Source organism: Thalassospiraceae bacterium LMO-SO8 (assembly GCA_031655335.1).
Classification (GTDB): Bacteria; Pseudomonadota; Alphaproteobacteria; order Rhodospirillales; family Casp-alpha2; genus UBA1479.
In genome coordinates, this window is the sequence record CP134226.1 from 3,109,260 (window position 1) to 3,126,883 (window position 17,624).

Annotated in this window: 19 protein-coding genes; 15 read left to right on the forward strand and 4 right to left on the reverse strand. The window is 64.1% G+C overall.

Annotated elements, in window-relative coordinates; genetic code table 11:
* Positions 1-177: 177 nt before the first annotated feature.
* From RJ527_14925 to RJ527_14965, 9 genes are all read left to right on the forward strand, one after another.
* Positions 178-1,155, forward strand: a complete 978-nt coding sequence (locus tag RJ527_14925; protein WND75317.1) for a tripartite tricarboxylate transporter substrate binding protein — start codon at positions 178-180, stop codon at positions 1,153-1,155.
* A gap of 89 nt (positions 1,156-1,244) precedes the next feature.
* Entirely contained in the window at positions 1,245-1,739 is a 495-nt protein-coding gene (locus RJ527_14930; protein WND75318.1) for a tripartite tricarboxylate transporter TctB family protein, read from the forward strand.
* Between the two features lie 12 nt (positions 1,740-1,751).
* On the forward strand, positions 1,752-3,431 hold the full coding sequence (locus RJ527_14935) for a tripartite tricarboxylate transporter permease (protein WND75319.1): 1,680 nt from the start codon (positions 1,752-1,754) through the stop codon (positions 3,429-3,431).
* Positions 3,432-3,538: 107 nt separating this feature from the next.
* The gene (locus RJ527_14940; GenBank protein WND75320.1) at positions 3,539-4,060 is read left to right on the forward strand and encodes a thiamine pyrophosphate-binding protein; all 522 of its coding nucleotides are present in this window, start codon (positions 3,539-3,541) and stop codon (positions 4,058-4,060) included.
* Positions 4,061-4,075: 15 nt separating this feature from the next.
* Positions 4,076-4,684, forward strand: a complete 609-nt coding sequence (locus RJ527_14945; protein WND75321.1) for a thiamine pyrophosphate-dependent enzyme — start codon at positions 4,076-4,078, stop codon at positions 4,682-4,684.
* A 40-nt stretch (positions 4,685-4,724) separates the two neighbouring features.
* On the forward strand, positions 4,725-5,141 hold the full coding sequence (locus RJ527_14950; GenBank protein ID WND75322.1) for a nuclear transport factor 2 family protein: 417 nt from the start codon (positions 4,725-4,727) through the stop codon (positions 5,139-5,141).
* A gap of 142 nt (positions 5,142-5,283) precedes the next feature.
* A complete protein-coding gene (locus tag RJ527_14955; GenBank protein ID WND75323.1) occupies positions 5,284-6,312 on the forward strand; it encodes a HAMP domain-containing sensor histidine kinase in 1,029 nt (342 codons plus the stop codon).
* A gap of 84 nt (positions 6,313-6,396) precedes the next feature.
* The gene (locus RJ527_14960) at positions 6,397-7,878 is read left to right on the forward strand and encodes an aldehyde dehydrogenase (protein WND75324.1); all 1,482 of its coding nucleotides are present in this window, start codon (positions 6,397-6,399) and stop codon (positions 7,876-7,878) included.
* Between the two features lie 10 nt (positions 7,879-7,888).
* Positions 7,889-8,623, forward strand: coding sequence for an SDR family oxidoreductase (locus RJ527_14965; protein WND75325.1), 735 nt, complete (start codon positions 7,889-7,891; stop codon positions 8,621-8,623).
* 10 nt (positions 8,624-8,633) lie between these two features.
* Here RJ527_14965 and RJ527_14970 read toward each other — a convergent pair whose 3' ends face one another.
* Positions 8,634-9,215 (reverse strand): hemerythrin domain-containing protein, encoded by a 582-nt coding sequence (locus RJ527_14970; protein ID WND75326.1) that lies wholly within the window; start codon positions 9,213-9,215, stop codon positions 8,634-8,636.
* An 804-nt stretch (positions 9,216-10,019) separates the two neighbouring features.
* Here RJ527_14970 and RJ527_14975 point away from each other — a divergent pair.
* Together RJ527_14975 and RJ527_14980 are read left to right on the forward strand one after the other, a co-directional pair.
* On the forward strand, positions 10,020-10,583 hold the full coding sequence (locus RJ527_14975; protein ID WND75327.1) for a hypothetical protein: 564 nt from the start codon (positions 10,020-10,022) through the stop codon (positions 10,581-10,583).
* A 45-nt stretch (positions 10,584-10,628) separates the two neighbouring features.
* The gene (locus tag RJ527_14980) at positions 10,629-12,269 is read left to right on the forward strand and encodes a glycosyl hydrolase family 17 protein (protein ID WND75328.1); all 1,641 of its coding nucleotides are present in this window, start codon (positions 10,629-10,631) and stop codon (positions 12,267-12,269) included.
* Here the strand turns inward: RJ527_14980 and RJ527_14985 are convergent.
* Positions 12,222-12,632, reverse strand: coding sequence for a hypothetical protein (locus tag RJ527_14985; protein WND75329.1), 411 nt, complete (start codon positions 12,630-12,632; stop codon positions 12,222-12,224). The two genes, RJ527_14980 and RJ527_14985, sit on opposite strands and share 48 nt — an antisense overlap.
* Before the next feature lie 52 nt (positions 12,633-12,684).
* Positions 12,685-13,428: a GntR family transcriptional regulator gene (locus RJ527_14990; protein ID WND75330.1), complete on the reverse strand. Its 744-nt coding sequence runs from the start codon at positions 13,426-13,428 to the stop codon at positions 12,685-12,687.
* Positions 13,429-13,698: 270 nt separating this feature from the next.
* On the opposite strand from RJ527_14990, the gene comD reads away from it, so the two are divergent.
* The 4 genes from comD (at position 13,699) to RJ527_15010 (ending at position 16,900) form a co-directional block, all read left to right on the forward strand.
* On the forward strand, positions 13,699-14,196 hold the full coding sequence (gene comD / locus RJ527_14995) for a sulfopyruvate decarboxylase subunit alpha (GenBank protein WND75331.1): 498 nt from the start codon (positions 13,699-13,701) through the stop codon (positions 14,194-14,196).
* Positions 14,193-14,762: a sulfopyruvate decarboxylase subunit beta gene (gene comE, locus RJ527_15000; GenBank protein ID WND75332.1), complete on the forward strand. Its 570-nt coding sequence runs from the start codon at positions 14,193-14,195 to the stop codon at positions 14,760-14,762. Before comD ends, comE begins: the two co-directional genes overlap by 4 nt.
* Positions 14,763-14,919: 157 nt before the next feature.
* Complete coding sequence (locus RJ527_15005; protein ID WND75333.1) at positions 14,920-15,852, forward strand: hydroxyacid dehydrogenase; 933 nt, start codon at positions 14,920-14,922, stop codon at positions 15,850-15,852.
* A gap of 4 nt (positions 15,853-15,856) precedes the next feature.
* Positions 15,857-16,900 carry an Ldh family oxidoreductase gene (locus RJ527_15010; GenBank protein WND75334.1) on the forward strand — a complete coding sequence of 348 codons (1,044 nt, stop codon included), beginning with the start codon at positions 15,857-15,859 and terminating at the stop codon, positions 16,898-16,900.
* A gap of 79 nt (positions 16,901-16,979) precedes the next feature.
* Here RJ527_15010 and RJ527_15015 read toward each other — a convergent pair whose 3' ends face one another.
* Entirely contained in the window at positions 16,980-17,579 is a 600-nt protein-coding gene (locus RJ527_15015) for a hypothetical protein (protein WND75335.1), read from the reverse strand.
* Positions 17,580-17,624: the final 45 nt, after the last annotated feature.

Here is a 17,624-nt window from a genome sequence, read left to right on the forward strand (position 1 = left end):
CCCATTCGGGGGGGTGCCGCAACAACAAGCCCGCGATGTGGCCTGTGTAACTTTCCGTTCACATTTTCCGTGATCCCTCAGGTTGGCGCTGGAAACCCACCAGACCATCCGCTAGGCTCCCTGCTTTGCAGCGCAGCATTGAGGGTGCGCATGTCAATCCACCAGGGAGTCGAGAACATGAAGAAGACCATGATCGGGGCCGTAGCGGCCACCGTTGCTCTTAGCTTTGGGCTGATCAACACGGGTTCGGCTCAGGCCGCGCCGAAGTTTTCCTGTGACACGGCGAAACTTATCGTGCCGTGGAAGCCGGGTGGCGGCACGGCCATCATCTTCAACATTTTTGAAAAGACCATCAACGACATGGGCGTGACTCCGCGCCTACAGGTCGTGACCGTGCCGGGACAGGGCGGCAACAAGGGTGCGAAGGAAGCGGCGAAGGCCAAACCGGACGGCTGCACCCTGTTCGCCGTGCATCAAAGCGCCATCACCAGCTTCCTCAACGGTCGTATTCCCTTCCACTTCAACGAGTTCGAGACTGTCGCGCAGCTGACCTCGACGCCGGAAATCGTCGCGGCCACCAAGGACACGCCGTGGAAGACCTTCGCCGACATGCAGAAGGACGTGCTGGCCAATCCGGAAACGGTCACCGTCGGCGCCACCTTCGGGTCGACCAGTCAGTTCATCTGGCTGCTGCTGGAAGAAAAGACCGGCATGAAGTTCAAATACGTGCCGTTCGAAGGCACCAAGGAGCGCAACACGGCGCTGTTGACCGGGGCCATCAAGCTGGGCACCAGCAACGTCGCCTCGGGTAGCAAGTACATCCAAGGCGGCGACATGAAGGCGCTGGCCATCGCCTCCGTGGCGCGCGCCAAGCAGCTGCCGGACCTGCCGACGCTGAAGGAAGTCGGCGTCGACATGGAATTCGCGTTGAAGCGCGGCGTTCTGGCGCCCAAGGGCACGCCGAAGGACATGGTCGATTTCTGGGCCGGCGTGTTCAAGAAAGCCGCCGAAAACCCCGACCTTCTGAAGCAGATGGAAGCCAAGGGCACGGACGTCGATTGGGTCGGGCCGGAAGGTTACGACAAATGGGCGAAGCAGACCTTCGAAGACTTCAAGAAGGTCGCCATCAAGATCGGCATGTACAAGGGCAAGTAAGCCCATACCGGGTTTGGGGCGGCGGCCGGATGGGCCGCCGCCCCAACCAATATCTGACTGTTAAAAACTGAAGTTTTTCGGGGGCATCCATGGATCGCCTGAACCGCGACGTCTACGTCGCCGTTGTCTTGTTGCTGTTCTGCGGCGTCATGTTCTGGGCCAGCATGGACATTCGCGAACCCGACTACGGCATGCTGCCGCCGTCGGCTTGGCCGCGGGTGATCCTGGGCGTGCTGTCCTTGCTGAGCGTCGTTTATCTGGTGCAGTCCCTGCGCCGCGGCGCGGATGGGCCGGATGCCCATGCGGGCGAGCCGGATACGATTTCCGGCTGGCTGTCCTACTGGCGCAACCCCATCGCTTGCTTTGTGTTGTTCGCCTGCTATCTGGCCGCCATTCCGTGGTTCGGCATGCTGATTTCGGGCGTCGCCTTCGTGTTCGCCTTGCTGACCGTCCTGGGCGGGGCCGAACCCCGGAAACTGGCGCTTCACGCGGGGATCTCCTTGGTGACCGTCGGCGGCATGTGGAGCCTGTTCACCTACGCCCTGCGCGTCCTGTTGCCGCGCGGCGAATGGACCGGGTTCTAGGAGCGCGCCGCCATGATCCTTGAGAACATCGCCCTGGCCTTCGCCGCCGTCTTTCACGTCAAGACCCTGGCGCTCATGCTGCTTGGCGTCGCCGGCGGCCTGATCGCCGGCGCCATCCCCGGTTTCACCATCGCCATGGCCGTGGTGTTGACCCTGCCGTTCACTTTTTCCATGCCGCCCGAACAGGGGCTGGCGACCATGGTCAGCGTCCTGGTCGGCGGGCTGTCGGGTGGGCTGATGGCCGGCATCCTGACCGGCATTCCCGGCACGCCGTCCTCGGTCGCCACCACCTTCGACGGGTTTCCCATGGCGCGCGGCGGCAAACCGGGATTGGCGCTGGGCCTCGGCGTGTGGTCGTCGTTCTTCGGCGGAATCATCTCGGCCATCCTGCTGGTCACCCTGGCGCCGCAGCTGGCCCGCGTGGGGCTGGAATTCCTGCCCTGGGACTATTTCATGCTGGTCATGTTCGCGCTGACGATCACGGCGAGCCTGGCCGGCCGCGACCTGGTCAAGGGCCTGATCGCGGGGGCGCTGGGCCTTTTGGTCCGCACCATCGGCGAGGACGAGGCGGCGGGCATTCCGCGTTTCGATTTCGGATCCGAAGTCCTGTTGCAGGGCTTCGACTTCATCGCCGTGCTGATCGGGCTGTTCGCCTTTTCGCAGCTTCTCAACGACGTGCGCGATCCGGCGTCGGCGCGCAAGTCGTTGGCCGACAAGGGGACGCTACAGGCGCGCATCGAGCATCTGGCGGCGATCAAGCTGATCGCCAAGAACTGGTTCATCATCGTCCGCTCGTCGTTGATCGGCGTGTTCACGGGCATTCTGCCGGGGGCGGGCGGATCGGTCGCCAACATCCTGGCCTATGACCAGGCGAAAAAATCCTCCAAGACGCCCGAAAAGTTCGGCAAAGGCACGCCCGAGGGCATCATGGCGCCGGAAAGTTCCAACAACGCGGTCGAAGGTGGTGCCCTCATCACCATGATGGCGCTGGGCATTCCCGGCGACGTGACGACGGCGGTGATGCTGGGCGCTCTCCTGATCCACGACGTGGTGCCGAGCCCGACCTTCATCGCGGAAAAGCCGGTTCTGGCCTATTCCATCTTCATCGCTTTTTTCCTTGCGACCTTCATGATGGTGGCCTTGCAATCGGGCATGCTCAGGGTCTTCGTGCTGGTCACCCGCGTGCGCATGTACGTTCTGGCCGGGGTGATCCTGGGGTTCTGCGGCATCGGCGTGTTCGCCATCAACAACGTCGATTTGGATCTCTGGACCCTGCTGTGGTTCGGCATCCTGGGCTTTCTGATGCGCCATTTCGGCTTCCCGCTGGCGCCGATGATCCTGGGCGTGGTGCTCGGTAACATCGCCGAATTGAACTTGGCCCGCGCCATGGCGATCGACACGGACCTGAGCCACTTCGTGACCCGGCCGTGGTCCCTGTTCTTCCTGATCATCGCCCTGTTCTCGGCGGCCTTCCCCTGGTTCCAGTCGTCGCGCGGCAAGAAGATGTGGACCCTGTTCTACATGCCGGCGGCCTGTTTCGCCGTGTCCGTGCCGCTGTTCATGATGGGCGGCCTGCCGCGCCCGTTGATCGCCTGCGCGGTCATCGCGCTGGGGGTTTGGACGCTCTACAAGCGGTGGAAGCGCGGCTGGAAAATGGCGGCCTATGACGGACCCGAGATCAAGGAAGGCTAAGTCCCGCGATAGGTTTCCTCAATACCGCGGCCAGATAAATTCAATTGGCCTGCGCCGGTATCGTTTCTAAAGTCGTCAAAACCCAACGGACGGAACAGCCAAGAACCATGACAGAAAATTACGCCTGGGCGCCGGATATCTATGACGTCCTCAAGGATCTGGACGTGCGCCAGGTCGCCTACGTCCCCGACGCGGGCCATGCCCGGCTTCTGAAAATGTGCGAGGCCGACAACGCCATGCGCTGCATCCCCCTGACGACCGAGGAAGAGGGTATATCGCTTTCCGCAGGCGCCTGGCTGGGTGGCGAGCGGGCGGTGATGCTGCTGCAGTCCTCGGGCGTGGGCAACTGCATCAACATGATTTCGCTGGCCAATACCTGCCGCTTCCCGCTGTTGATGCTGGTCACCATGCGGGCCCAGTGGCGCGAGTTCAATCCCTGGCAGAAACCCATGGGCGAGGGCACGCGCCCGGCCCTGGAGGCCATGGGCGTGAAGGTCACGCAGGTGGATGACCCCGACCAGGTCGGCGAGACCGTGCGCTCGGCGGGTGAACAGGCCTACGGCTGGCCGGACATGGCGGCGGTGCTTCTGCATCAGAAGCTCATGCCCGTGAAGACCTTCGGCAAGTAGGGCAGGGAAACGAACATGGACAAGCAACGCGCCGACAACTACGAACTGCACCGCCGCGAGGTCGCCAAGACCCTGCTGAAGGACCGTACCGACGATTTCCTGGTCGTCACCGGCCTGGGCTCCCCCAACTGGGACGCCACCAATGCCGGCGATCATCCGCTGACCTTCCCCTTGTGGGGGGCGATGGGTGGGGCCGCGACCATGGGTCTGGGCCTGGCGACCGCGCAGCCCAAGAAACGCGTCATGGTGATGACCGGCGACGGCGAAATGCTGATGGCCATGGGCAGTTTTGCCACCATCGCCGCCCAGGGGGTGGAGAACCTTGCCATCGTCGTGTTCGACAACGAACGTTACGGCGAAACGGGCATGCAGGCGACCCATACGGCCGGTCCGGTGGACCTGGTCGCCGTGGCCAAGGCCTGCGGCTTTCCCGTGTCCATTCAGGTCAAGACCGAGGCCGAGTTGCAGGCCGCCCTGCCGGCCATCAAGGAAACCAAGGGCCCGGTGTTCGTCGACATCAAGGTCAAGGCCGAACCGCTGCCCTTCATCCTGCCGACCAAGGACGGGGTGCATCTAAAGAACCGGTTCCGGGAAAAGTTGTTGGGGCCGGACAGCCTGCTCTAGGATACCGCCCAACGATCAATTGTCTTAGGGAGTGGAAGCCATGAGCGGCGACGATCTGGCGGGCGTGACGGCCTGCATCCGGGCTTATCTTGACGGGCTCTACAAGGGTGATTTGGACCTTCTGTTCAAGAAGGCGTTTCACCCCGACGCCATGATGAACGCGGCCGACGTGGGCGGCCAGCGCATGCACCTGACCATGCCCGAGTTCGCGGAGGTCGTGAAAGGCCGGGGTGCCCCCGAAGCCGCCGGCTTCCCGCGCAAGGAGCGCATCGTCTCCATCGATTTCGCCGGGCCGGACACGGCCAACGTGAAGGTCGAGGTTCTGGTCGGCACGCGCGACTTCACGGACCTGCTGGCCTGCATCCGCATCGACGGCGAATGGAAGATCATCGCCAAGACCTATTGCCTGACCCGCGAATATGCTTCCAAGGAAGACGTGGAAGCCGCCCTGTCCTAATCCCCAGGCTTAGCCATGAGTCTAGGTTCGTTTGGCATGCATCTTGCTTTTCCCGCCGGCATTGTAACGCCGTCACACTTGGTCCGCGGATTTCTTCGCGGGACAGCCGGTAGCCGTGCCAAAAAAGGGAATTGGCTTCGCCATGATGCCGCCACCGTTTCTCAGTTTCCGAAGCCTTGCACTCGGCGCCTTGTTGGTTGCCCTCGCGACCCAAGCGGTGTTTTCGCACTTTGATTTGATGGAGCGGTGGCTCCTGTTCACCGCTGCGAATGGATACATGGCGCTGAACGAACTGCCGTTCATCTTTGCGACCATGACCGTCTATATCGCCGTCGTCATGCATTTGCATGTCCGCTACAAGCGGGGGCTGAACAATCAGTTGCGCGACGAAATCAAGCAGCGTCGCCTTGCCGAGGAAGAATTGCAGAAGGCGCTGGCGGCCCGCGATGGCTTCTTCGCCGCCATGAGCCATGACCTGCGCACGCCGGTGAACAGCATCATGGGATTTTCGGACATGATGCGGTCCCAGATTTTCGGCGACCTGGGTAACAACAAGTACATGGAGTACGTCAGCGACATCCACCGCGCCGCCTCGTTGTTGGATGTCGTCATCGCCCAAATTCTCGACATTTCACAGGCGGCCTACGACGACGTGCTCGTGATCCGGGACGAACCCATTAACGTGGTGGACGAAATCAACTACAGCCATAAACTGATTTCCGGCTGGAATGGAAAACACAAGGAGATCGAACTAGCCGTTTCCACCGACCAGGACGTCATCGTGTTCGACCGGACCCTGTTTCGCCGCTACATGATCAACCTGCTGAACAACGCCGCGAAGCATGCCGGGGCCGACGCCAATATCGGCGTGCTGATCAATCGGGGCGCCGACGGTGGGATTGAAATTACCATCTATGACGACGGGCGGGGTATCGCCTCGAGCTACCTGCATGAGATCCTCAAAGCCTTCAATCGTGGCGATAAGAAACGCGACCCCTTTACGGAGGGTGCCGGGCTGGGCCTGTGGATTGTCAGAAGAATCGCCGATGCACATGATTGCCGTCTGTCCATTGCCTCCGCGGAATTCCAGGGGTTTAGCGTCACGCTCTCCGTCCCCGCCTATCGCCTGCCTGCCAATGGCAGCAGCCAATACGTCGCCATAGTGGCTTGACCGCCGGAAGCCTTTGGCTCTTTCGCCGCGCGCTGCCGCCCTGATAGGATCGCCTCCAACACGATCAATATGGAGGAGACGGCCATGGGGAACCTCAAACGTTATCAAATGACCATCAACGGGCAGAAAGCCGATCCGGCTTCCGGCGAATGGTTCGAAAGCGCCAATCCCTACACGGGCAAGGCCTGGGCGGAAATCCCGCGCGGCAACGCCGAAGACATCGACCGCGCCGTCAAGGCGGCCAAGGCGGCCGCCCCCGTGTGGCGCAAGACGACGCCGACCCAGCGCGGACATCTGATGCGCCGGCTGGCCGACCTGATGGCGGCGCGGGCCGATGACCTGGCCGCCACGGAAGTCCGGGACAACGGCAAGCTGATCGCCGAAATGGGGCTGCAAACCAAGTATGCGCCTCAGTGGTATCATTACTTCGGCGGCCTGGCCGACAAGATCGAAGGCGCCGTCATCCCCATCGACAAGCCGGACACCTTCAACTTCACGCGCAAGGAGCCGCTTGGCGTCGTCGGCATGATTACGCCGTGGAACTCGCCGCTCATGCTCACGGCCTGGAAATTGGCGCCGGCGCTGGCCGCCGGGAATACCGCCGTGATCAAGCCGTCGGAATTCACGTCGGCGTCGGCCCTGGAATTCGTCGAGCTGTTCAAGGAAGCCGGCTTCCCGGACGGCGTGGTGAACGTCGTCACCGGCTACGGCAAGGAAGCCGGCGAGGCGCTGATCACCCATCCGGACGTCGCCAAGATCGCCTTCACCGGCGGCTCGGCCACGGGCAGGCACGTCTATTCCACGGCGGCGCAGTCGTTCAAGAAGGTGTCGCTGGAGCTGGGCGGCAAATCGCCCAACATCGTGTTCGACGACTGCAACGTGGAGAACGCGGTGAAGGGCGTGATCTCGGGCATCTTCGCCGCCACGGGTCAGACCTGCATCGCGGGCTCGCGCCTGCTGGTGCAGAAATCCATCCATGACGAATTCGTCGAAAAGCTGGTGGCCCTCGCCAAGACCGCCAAGATGGGCGACCCCATGAACCCGGACACCCAGGTCGGCCCAGTCACCACCCCACCCCAGTATGAAAAGATCCTGGGTTACATGGACATCGCCAAGGGCGAGGGCGCCGAGGCCGTATTGGGCGGCGGCAAGGCGACGCGGCCCGAATGCGGCGACGGCTGGTTCGTTGAGCCGACCATCTTCACCGGCGTGAACAATCAGATGCGCATCGCCCAGGAAGAAGTGTTCGGCCCCGTGCTCTCGGTCATTCCCTTCGAGGACGAGGAAGAGGCGCTGGCCATCGGCAACGACGTTGTCTACGGGCTGGCGGCCGGGGTGTGGACGGAAAGCATCCGCCGCGCCTTCATCATGTCCCAGGAATTGCAGGCCGGAACCGTGTGGGTGAACACCTACCGCGCGGTCAGCTACATGTCGCCGTTCGGCGGCTACAAGCAGTCGGGCCTGGGCCGGGAAAGCGGGCAGGCGGCCATCGAGGAATACCTGCAAACCAAGTCCGTGTGGATTTCCATGGCGACCGAAGTGCCCAATCCGTTTGTGATGAGGTGATCCCGGTAACATGAGCAAGACCGTCCTCATCACCGGCGGCAGCCGCGGCATCGGCGAGGCCATGGTGCGGCTGTTCGCCGAACGCGGCTGGACGGTCGTCTTCACCTTCGTGTCCAACGCCCAGGCGGCCCACAAGGTCGCGACGGAAGCGGGGGCGCGGGCGATCCGCTGCGATTCCGGAAACGAGGACGACATTCTCGCCTTGTTCGAAACGCTCGACGGCGAGGGCATCGTGCTGGACGCGCTGATCAACAATGCGGGCGTGTCCGGGCCGCGCCGCCGCGCGGTCGAGGTCACGCGGGAGACCCTGGAAGAGGTCACCCGGATCAACTTCATCGGCCCCGTGCTGTTCTGCCGCGAGGCGGTCAAGCGCATGTCGACCGCCACGGGCGGGAAGGGCGGGGTGATCGTCAACCTGTCGTCGACCGCGACCAAGAAGGGCGGGGCCGGGCAGTGGGCGGATTACGCGGCGCTCAAGGGCGCCATCGACGTGTTCACCAACGGTCTGGCCCGCGAAGTGGCGGCGGAAGGCATTCGCGTCAACGCCGTCGCCCCTGGCTATGTGTTGACGGACATGGCGGTGGACGGCGGCATCGCGGCCAACTTCGAAACCGCCCTGAAATCGGACATCCCCATGGGCCGCATCGGCGAAGTGCGGGAAGTGGCCGAAGGGGCCTATTGGCTGTGCACGGACGCCGCCGGCTATGTCACCGGAACCGTCCTGAACGTCGCCGGCGGGCGCTAACGGGCGGCTATTACGGACGGGCGAAGGCGGTCACGTCCTGGGGTTTTCCCCATTTCAGGATTTCCTGGTGCAGGCGATCGTATTTCTCCTGTTCCTCGCCGTCGCCGAACAGGGGGTCGTCGGGCGTGGTAACGGCATCCCGGATATCCTGCCAGTCCGCATCCGTCAGGGCGCGCAGGGCCGACGGGAAAAACACCACTTCCTCCATCTGCATGTGACGGCGTTGGAAGCTCAAATAGTCGCCCGCGACGTCGACGAACCAGTCGCGGGGCAGTTCCGCATCCTGCATGACGTTGTACAAGGCCGCGGCAAAACGGCGCGTCAGGGCGCCCAGTTTTTCGTGTTCCTTGTCCAGTTCGCCGACGTTCGCCGCGGCGTCGGGATCGCGCAGACGCAGTTTCGCCAGCACAAGGTCTTCGACCGGATGATGGTAGAGGTCCGGGTAGTTCTGGGTGTAGTCCAGGATATTGCTGACAAGCTCGTAGTCGGGCAGGTCGCCGGCATCAAAAGTGCGCACTTCGCGGGCAATCAGGTCCATCAACCGGGCAAGCTTCTTGTGGTCGTCACGCAGCTTCCAGATCACGTCGGACATATGCATCCCTCCACTTCGCTGATCGGGCAGCTTAACGGTGGCGTGAACAGGATGCGTTGATATGGGTCAAACGCATGGGGCGCTGTGGATAACTTTGGGGATAGATGTTGATTTATCGCCCTTTTGCCGGGCACGGCATGTCGAGCCGGAACCGTGTCCCAGGGCATGGCGGAAGGCGGCGATTGCGCGGTCATCGGTGTGAAAGGGCGGGGGCGTGGGATGGGGCAGCCGATCCATTGACCGGCCTCGCGGCATCGATTGTCCCGGGGCGGCCGCGGGAAAAACGGCCGATCAGCCAAGGGGTGGTGAAATCGCGCGGAATAGAATACCCGCAAACGCCTTGCTGAGCGCGCCTTTCGCATGATGAAAAGGGAGGGTCCGCGCGCCGCCGCCGCGATCCGGCATGGTTGATTTCGCATGCCGGTGAAATTCATCGGCGCGTTCACGGGAACACAGGGGACGGGGGGCAGGGAGTTTACATTCCTTCACAGGCCGGTCCGGATTCCGGCTCGGGAAAGGGCGGAATTCGGCGAGCGGCCGGTGCGCGGATGAAAAAGGGCGAATAATGGCAATCGGCGGCAAATGTGGATATCTCGCGCCGCCGGGGCCGCGGGATTCCGGCTGGCGGACCGGGGTGCGCACGTCGTGCGCCCTTGGAATCCGGCGGGTTCGCGCCATCGGCGGGATGGAATTCGTCAATCAGGCTTGCCCCGACGGGGGCGGGATGATAGCTGAAATGTACACAATATCGGCGGAGAATCGTCCGCCAGAGGAACGTCCCTTAATCGCCCAGGAGCCCCCGCCATGTTCGACCGCGACCGTTTCACCCAGGATTGTCTCGACGCCATCCGCGAGACCGACAGCCACATCGCGGTGAAGGAACTGATCGAGCGCGCGTGCAGCGACCCGGCGGACCTGCTGCGCGGCCTGGGCGAGCCGACCAAGGCCGGGCCGGACAAGATTTACGTGTCCGACGAGTTGACGATCCTCAACCTCGTGTGGGGACCTTACATGACCCTGCTGCCGCACAATCACAACATGTGGGCGGTGATCGGCCTGTACACCGGGGCCGAGGACAACGTGTTTTGGAAGAAGGTCGAGGGTGAGCCCGGCCATAGCCGCATCGAGGCCGCCGGCGCCAAGGCCATGCGCCCCGGCGACGTGGCGCCGCTGGGTAAGGACATCGTTCATTCCGTGACCAATCCGGTCGACAAACTGACCGGCGCGTTGCACGTCTACGGCGGTAACTTCTTCGAGGAACCGCGCAGCGAGTGGGAAGCCGAAAGCCTGACCGAGCGGCCCTACGACGTGGCCCGCAACATGGGCCTGTTCGAAACCTACAATCAAAAGCTCCAGGCGGCGGAATAGCGGCCCGGTCGGTGCCCTCATGACCCGCCGGACGGCGTGACGGCCATGCGGTGGTTCCTGATATCCCTGGGCGTGTTCGCCGCCGTCGCCTCGGCGGTGACGGCGCTGTGGGCCTGGCTGGGGCGCCCGGTCGATATGGTGGATGCGCCGGGCGGGCGTTTCCAATGCCTGTCCTACGCGCCGACGACCGCCGACGGCCATCCCCTGATGGGGCCGGATTACGACCTGCCGCCGGGCCTGATCGAACGCGACCTGGAAGCCCTTTCGAAGCTGACCGGATGCGTGCGGACCTATTCCTCCTACGGGGTGCAGGCCGGGGTGCTGCCCGCCGCCGCCAAGCTGGGCATGAAGGTGCTGCTGGGCATCTGGATCGGCGCCGAGGACAAGCAGAACCAAATCGAGATCGCGGCCGCCTTGCGGGTCGCCGCGCGCCACCCCGAGGCCGTGCGCGCCATCGTCGTCGGCAACGAGGTCCTGTTGCGCCGCGAGATGACGGGCAAGCGTCTGGCCGGGATCATCCGCAGCGTGAAGGCGCGCACCATGTTGCCCGTGGCCTATGCGGACGTGTTCGATTTCTGGGAACGTCATCCGGCCGTCGCCGAGGCGGTGGACCTGATGCTGATCCATGTCCTGCCCTATTGGGACGACCCGGCGCCACGATCCGTACGCGCGGCCCAGGACGGGGTGCGGGCGACGGTCGCCCATGCGCGGGCCGTGTTCCCCCATGCCCGGATCGAGATCGGCGAAACCGGCTGGCCCAGCGCCGGACGCACGCGCGGGGCCGGGGTGCCCAGCCGCGTCAATCAGGCGCGGTTCCTGCGCGAGTTCGCGGCCCAGGCGCAGACCCTGGGCGTTCCCTACAACGTGGTCGAGGCCGTGGACCAGCCGTGGAAGCGCGCACCCGAAGGCACCGTGGGCGGCTTTTGGGGCGTGTTCGACGCCGATCGCGCGGCCAAGTTTCCCTTGGCCGGGCCGGTCCGCGAATGGCCGGACTGGCCCCTGGCCGCCGGTTTCTCGGCGGCGCTCTGTCTGCTGTTCCTGACCGGCTTGTTCGTGGCCGGGCAACGGCTTCGGCCTGCCGCCATCCTGGGCGTGGGCCTTGCGGGCGGCGCCACGGGAACTTGCCTGTGGATGCTGGCGGCCCAGGTCGAGGCCGCGGCCATCGGGACGCTGGGTTGGCTTGGCGGCATTTATCTTTTGCTGCTGGCGGCGGGGGGCGGTGTGCTGCTGGCGGCGCTGCTTGCCCGCCTGCCGGTCCTGGACGGGCTGCGGTCCGCACCCCTGGGTGAGGTGCTGGAGGGGCTGGCCGGGTGCCGCCTGTCCCAGGATCAGGCGCTTGGCCTGATCCGCTGGGCGGTGCTGTTGCCGGCGGGCGTCCTGGCCCTCGCCCTGGCGGCCGACGGCCGTCACCGGGATTTCGTGCCCTTGGCCTTCGTCCTGCCGGGACTGGCCCTGGCGCTGCTGGCCTGGCGGGCGCGAGGGATGCAAGCGGCCCGGCCCGAAGAGGCCTGGATCGCCCTGCTGCTGGCCGTCGCCGGCCCGCTCGCCGTCGATGCGCCGGGCAATCTGGAGGCTTTGGCCTGGGCGGGAACCTGCCTGCTGCTCGCCCTGCCGGGGCTGCCCGGGGTGGCGGGCGAGCTACGGTTTCTCGGCCGGGCCTTGGCGGCGCAGGGCCAGGGAAATTAGGGCCAGCACCACGGCCGCCGAGGCCGTGGTCGCGTTGTAGAGAACCAGTCCGGCACCGCCGAGGGCCAGCGCGACGTGTGCGGCCGTGGCATGACGGCGGGGGTCGGGAAGAAAACTCAGGAGGGCGCAGGCCAGCGCCGCCAAACCGATGGCGTTCCAGCCGACGGCGGACATCAGGCCCCGGCGCAGCATGCACCACCAGGGGCCGGCCTGCTCACAAGCGGCGCCCATCTGTTCCGGTTCGATGAAGCCGTAGCGGAGGCCCAGGCCGAACAGCGCCGCGGCCCCGGCCAGGGCCAGCCCGCCCAGGGGACGGGCGGCCTTGAACGGCGCCGAAAGGATTGCGGAAATGTGGCCTGTCATGGCGCGATAGGGGCGGATTTGCGGGCGGCTGTCAATGCGGCGGACCAGCCCGCTACAGCAAATCGCTGAAGTACGCCAAGTGCGTGGTGTCACATCGGCTGATGCGCAGTTCCACCGGCGTGCCGTCGAGGGTCTGCGCGATGCGCTCGATGCGCAGCAGGGGCGCGCCCCGGTCCAGGCCCAGGTGGGTCACGTCGTCGGGTCCGGCGGCCTCGGCGGTGATTTTCTCGACCGCGCGATGGACGATCACGGCGAAGCGGTCCTGGTAAAGCTGATAGAGCGTGTTGGGCACCTGCGCCTTGTTGAGGTCGCCCAAATCCGGGAACAGGTCGTCGGGCAGGATGATGACCTCCAGGATCGCGCGCCGCGCCATCAGGTCGCGCACGCGCTTGATCTCGACCACCCGCGCCTGCGGCGAGAGGCTGAGCGCCAGGGCCTCGGCCTGGGTCCCGCGCCGCCGCGTCACCGACAGCACGCGCGAGGTCGGCAGGCGGCGCTCACCATCCGCCGCGACCAGATGGAAGAAGTGGAAGCGGTCGCGTTCCGGGCCGTGGGCATGGACGAAGGTGCCGCGCCCCTGATGGCGGATCACCAGATTCTCCCGCGCCATTTCGTCGAGCGCGCGGCGCACCGTGCCCTGGGCGACGCCGAAGCGGGCGGCGAGTTTCTGTTCCGACGGCAGGGGGTCGGTCACCGGATAGCGGCCCTGGGCGATCTCGCGCAAGAGCGCTTCGCGCACCTGCCGGTACAGCGGTCCATCGCCGGAACGGGGCCGGTCCCCCCAGGTTTCAGGCATGGGCGGTCCCTTCGCCGAAAAAACGCCAAGTCTTCTATAAGAGTTATAAGACTTGCTTGACGGCGGCAAGAGCCAAGGACTATTGCGGGTACGGGCCACTGAACAAGGGAACGTCAATCCCGGCCCGCATGCGACGTTTGAGGAAACCCAGGGCGCACCCTGAACCCATATCGTTCGGCGCAAGGCCGTTCCCCCGATCCCGCAGCAGTCTCGTAGGTGCGGCGGCAGGGGCCGGAATTTTGCGCGGAACCTGGACCCGGAGGACAAGTCTTGTCGATTCATAAACAGATCGTCACGGACATGGTGAACAACAACATCGAGTTCATCACCACTGTTCCGTGCAAGCAGCTCGGCGGCGTGATCGAGGAAGCCGAAAATCACCCCAGCATCATGCACGTGCCGTGCAACAAGGAAGACGAAGGCATGGGCCTGTGTGCCGGCGCCTTCATGGGCGGCAAGCGGTCGGCCATCATCATGCAGAACACGGCGCTGGGCGTGACGCTCAATTCGCTGGCGACGCTGATCCAGTTCTATCACATCCCGCTGCCCATGCTGATCAGCTACCGCGGCGAGCTGGGCGAGCCGGTGGCCTGTCAGGTCGAAATGGCCCTGCACACCAAGGCCCTGCTGGCGCAGATGCTGATCCCGACCTACCACTTCCACAAGCGGGAAGACGCGGGCGAGCTCGACAAGATTCTCAAGTACACCTTCATGTGCAACAAGCCGGTGGCCATTCTGACCGACGCCACCTTCTGGAAAGGGGAATGACCATGATCCGCTCCGAAGTCTTGAAAAGCCTGATCCCGGTCATTTCCGATCAGTTCGTGGTCTGCAACATCGGCCTGCCCAGCCAGGAACTCCACCTGCTGGACGATCAGCCGACCAACTTCTACATGCTCGGCACCATGGGCCTGTCGTCGTCCATCGGCCTCGGTCTCGCCCTGGCGCAGAAGCAGACGATCATCGCGATCGACGGCGACGGCTCGGTCCTGACCAACCTGGGCACCCTGCCGACCATCGGCAACAACGTGGCCGACAACTTCATCCTCCTGATCATCGACAACGGCAGCTACGGCTCGACCGGCGACCAGCCGACCTATGCCGGCAAGAAGACGTCGCTGACCAAGGTCGCCCAGGCCTGCGGCTGCGACAACGTGATCGAGTGCAAGGCCGAAGACACGGCTCAGGTCATGAAGGACGCCATCGCGTCGAAGAAGCAGACGGTCATCGTCTGCAAGTGCGAGTCGGGCAACATCCCGGTTCCCAACATCACCATGGACCAGGTCGTCATCCGCGACCGCTTCATGAAGGCGCTTGCGGCGGCCAACGCCTAAAAGCACCTCGTACGATGTCCTCCCGGCCAGGGGCGGGACGCGCCGGCAACCACCGCCGCGCGCCCGCCCTTGGCGGGTCCTTCGGGGGCGGTTAAGGTCTCCCGGCTTTTTCTTGGGCGGCCGCCCGGCCGCCGCAGCCCCTGGAGTAATTTGCCAAATGGCCGACATCCTCATCACCGAATTCATGGACGAAACCCAGGTCGCGCGTCTGGCCGAAAGCTACGACGTGTCCTATCAGCCGGACCTCGTCGCCGAGCAGGACAAGATCCCGGCCCTGATGAAGGGCGTGCGCGGCCTGATCGTGCGCAACGCGACCCAGGTGCGGGGGGCGGTGCTGGACGCGGCCGACAAGCTGGAATGCGTCGGACGCCTGGGTGTCGGGCTCGACAACATCGACATGGACGCCTGCGCCGCCCGTGGCGTGAAGGTGTTTCCCGCCATCGGCGCCAATTCCGATTCCGTGGCCGAACTGGCCATGGGCGCGATCTACGTCATGTTCCGCCGCTCCTACCTGGCGACGCCCGACGTCATCGCCGGCAAGTGGCCGCGCATCGAACTGATGGGCCGCGAGGTTCAGGGCAAGACGCTCGGCATCATCGGCATGGGCTGGACCGGGCAGGCGCTGGCCTGGCGGGCGCGCGGCAACGGCATGCTGCGCGTCGCTTACGACCCCTGGGTCAAGAAGGACGATCCGCGCTGGGCCGACTGCAAGGTGGAGCGGGCGGAAACGCTCGACGAGCTGCTGCCGCAGTGCGACGCGATTTCCATCCACGTGCCGCTGACCGACGACACGCGCAACCTGTTCAACGCCCAGACCATCGCCAAGATGAAGGACCGCGCGTTGCTGCTGAACCTGTCGCGGGGCGGCATCGTCGACGAGCAGGCGATGGTCGACGCGCTCAAATCCGGCAAGCTGTGGGGCGCCTTCACCGACGTGTTCGTCGAGGAGCCGCTCAAGTCCCCCAACATCTTCGAAGGCGTGCCCAACCTGTACTGCACGCCCCATGTCGGCCCGCGCACGGAAGAGGGCGAGGGCAAGGTGTCCACCGTCACCGCCGACGCGGTGCTCAACTGTCTGAACGGGAATTAACACGATGGCGATCAAGACCCTGGACGAACTCGAACAGCTGGCCTTCAAGGTCTTCCTGAATTCGAACGTTTCGGAAAACAACGCGGCCCATGTGGTGCGCGCCCTGGTTCAGGCCGAAGCCGACGGCGTGCCGTCGCACGGCCTGTCGCGGGTACCCAGCTATGCCGACCAGGCCAAGTCGGGCAAGGTCAACGGCCATGCCATCGCCCGCCTGGAACAGACGGCGACGGCGGCGCTGCGCGTCGACGCCAACGGCGGCTATGCCTATCCGGCCATTCATCTGGGCCTCGGCCGCGCCATCACCCTGGCCCAGGAAGCGGGCATCGTCGGCCTCGCCATCGGCAATTCCCACCACGGCGGCGTCGGCGGCCACCCGGTCGAAGCCGCCGCCCGCAAGGGCCTGATCGCCATGGGCTTTCTCAACGCGCCCGCGGCCATCGCCCCCTGGAACGGCACCCGCGCCCTTTACGGCACCAACCCCATCGCCTTCGCCTGCCCGCGACGCAACGCCGACGGCACGGATTGGGGCGACCCGATCCTGGTCGACCTGGCGCTCAGCAAGGTCGCGCGCGGCAAGATCATGATGGCCGCCAACAAGGGCGAGCCGATCCCCGAGGGCTGGTCCACGGACAAGCACGGCAAGCCGACGACGGACGCCAAGGAAGCGCTGGACGGCGGCCTGATGATCCCCATGGGCGACGCCAAGGGGGCGGCCCTGGTGCTGATGGTGGAAATCCTGGCCGCGACCCTCACGGGCTCCAACCACGGCTTCGAGGCCTCCAGCTTCTTCGCCGCCGACGGCGAGCCGCCCAAGGTCGGCCAGTTCTTCATCCTGATCGACCCGTCCGCCTTCGCCCACGAGGACGAGGAAACCGCCGGCAACCGCTTCATTGAACGCATCGGCACCCTGGTCCAGGCCATCACCGAGCAAGACGGCGCCTGGCTGCCCGGCGTCGACCGCTGGGCCAACCGCGCCAAGGCCAACGCCGAGGGCGTGAACGTGCCGGATAATCTGTTGGAAGATTTGGAGAAGCGGGCGGCGGGATAACTCTAAGCGTTACGCTGAAGGGGCATCTATTTTTTTGAGATGAGATAAAATTAAGAGCGTGCCCATCTTAAACTAGACTTCACCCGAAGCTAATGTTGTCCCAACCGACGTCAAACGGTTTTAGTTTTACTGCGATCACGAGCCGTGAATCATTGTCACCGGCCTCAGCAGAGGATGGTTCTAAAAGTGTGTCAGTTTCGACTGATACATGAGAAATAAGATTGTCATCAGTCAGCAGGCAAAAGAATGGAATTTCGTCGTCACCAGGGGTTTCGAATCCACCTAACTCGCTTGAATTTCCAGGCATTCGAAGCGCATCGAAAATTGTTTTGAGACGATTGTCGATGTCGCCAGACCTTACCGCCTCTCCAGGGAAGCCGCGCCTGAGGAAAAGAATTTCCAAGCTACAGATTAACGATAAATCCGGCGTGACTAACGGAACAAAGTTGTAGTTCTCTAATTTGTATTTTTGAGAGAGATGATCGACCAGTTTTACCTCAGGCTGTACTCGTCCGAGGCGGCGGTGTGATAAGTAAGCGGTGCTGAGGTACGGATGAACTTGCCAATAGTGCCGAAGTTGTCGATGGAAAATTTTACGAATTTCGTGTTTGTGTGAGGCGCGAGTATTGCTTCGAGAAGCGCCGAGGAGATGACCTTCGTAGGTAAGGCGGAATTCCATAAATCTCTCCTCGAGGTAAGCTCGAATTACATTAAGCTTTAGCAG

Excerpts from the sequence above, each read along its gene's own strand:
- RJ527_14925 (WND75317.1), top strand. The coding sequence starts at position 178 with ATGAAGAAGACCATGATCGGGGCCGTAGCGGCCACCGTTGCTCTTAGC.
- RJ527_14930 (WND75318.1), top strand. The coding sequence starts at position 1,245 with ATGGATCGCCTGAACCGCGACGTCTACGTCGCCGTTGTCTTGTTGCTG.
- RJ527_14935 (WND75319.1), top strand. The coding sequence starts at position 1,752 with ATGATCCTTGAGAACATCGCCCTGGCCTTCGCCGCCGTCTTTCACGTC.
- RJ527_14940 (WND75320.1), top strand. The coding sequence starts at position 3,539 with ATGACAGAAAATTACGCCTGGGCGCCGGATATCTATGACGTCCTCAAG.
- RJ527_14945 (WND75321.1), top strand. The coding sequence starts at position 4,076 with ATGGACAAGCAACGCGCCGACAACTACGAACTGCACCGCCGCGAGGTC.
- RJ527_14950 (WND75322.1), top strand. The coding sequence starts at position 4,725 with ATGAGCGGCGACGATCTGGCGGGCGTGACGGCCTGCATCCGGGCTTAT.
- RJ527_14955 (WND75323.1), top strand. The coding sequence starts at position 5,284 with ATGATGCCGCCACCGTTTCTCAGTTTCCGAAGCCTTGCACTCGGCGCC.
- RJ527_14960 (WND75324.1), top strand. The coding sequence starts at position 6,397 with ATGGGGAACCTCAAACGTTATCAAATGACCATCAACGGGCAGAAAGCC.
- RJ527_14965 (WND75325.1), top strand. The coding sequence starts at position 7,889 with ATGAGCAAGACCGTCCTCATCACCGGCGGCAGCCGCGGCATCGGCGAG.
- RJ527_14970 (WND75326.1), bottom strand. The coding sequence starts at position 9,215 with ATGTCCGACGTGATCTGGAAGCTGCGTGACGACCACAAGAAGCTTGCC.
- RJ527_14975 (WND75327.1), top strand. The coding sequence starts at position 10,020 with ATGTTCGACCGCGACCGTTTCACCCAGGATTGTCTCGACGCCATCCGC.
- RJ527_14980 (WND75328.1), top strand. The coding sequence starts at position 10,629 with ATGCGGTGGTTCCTGATATCCCTGGGCGTGTTCGCCGCCGTCGCCTCG.
- RJ527_14985 (WND75329.1), bottom strand. The coding sequence starts at position 12,632 with ATGACAGGCCACATTTCCGCAATCCTTTCGGCGCCGTTCAAGGCCGCC.
- RJ527_14990 (WND75330.1), bottom strand. The coding sequence starts at position 13,428 with ATGCCTGAAACCTGGGGGGACCGGCCCCGTTCCGGCGATGGACCGCTG.
- comE (WND75332.1), top strand. The coding sequence starts at position 14,193 with ATGACCATGATCCGCTCCGAAGTCTTGAAAAGCCTGATCCCGGTCATT.
- RJ527_15005 (WND75333.1), top strand. The coding sequence starts at position 14,920 with ATGGCCGACATCCTCATCACCGAATTCATGGACGAAACCCAGGTCGCG.
- RJ527_15010 (WND75334.1), top strand. The coding sequence starts at position 15,857 with ATGGCGATCAAGACCCTGGACGAACTCGAACAGCTGGCCTTCAAGGTC.
- RJ527_15015 (WND75335.1), bottom strand. The coding sequence starts at position 17,579 with ATGGAATTCCGCCTTACCTACGAAGGTCATCTCCTCGGCGCTTCTCGA.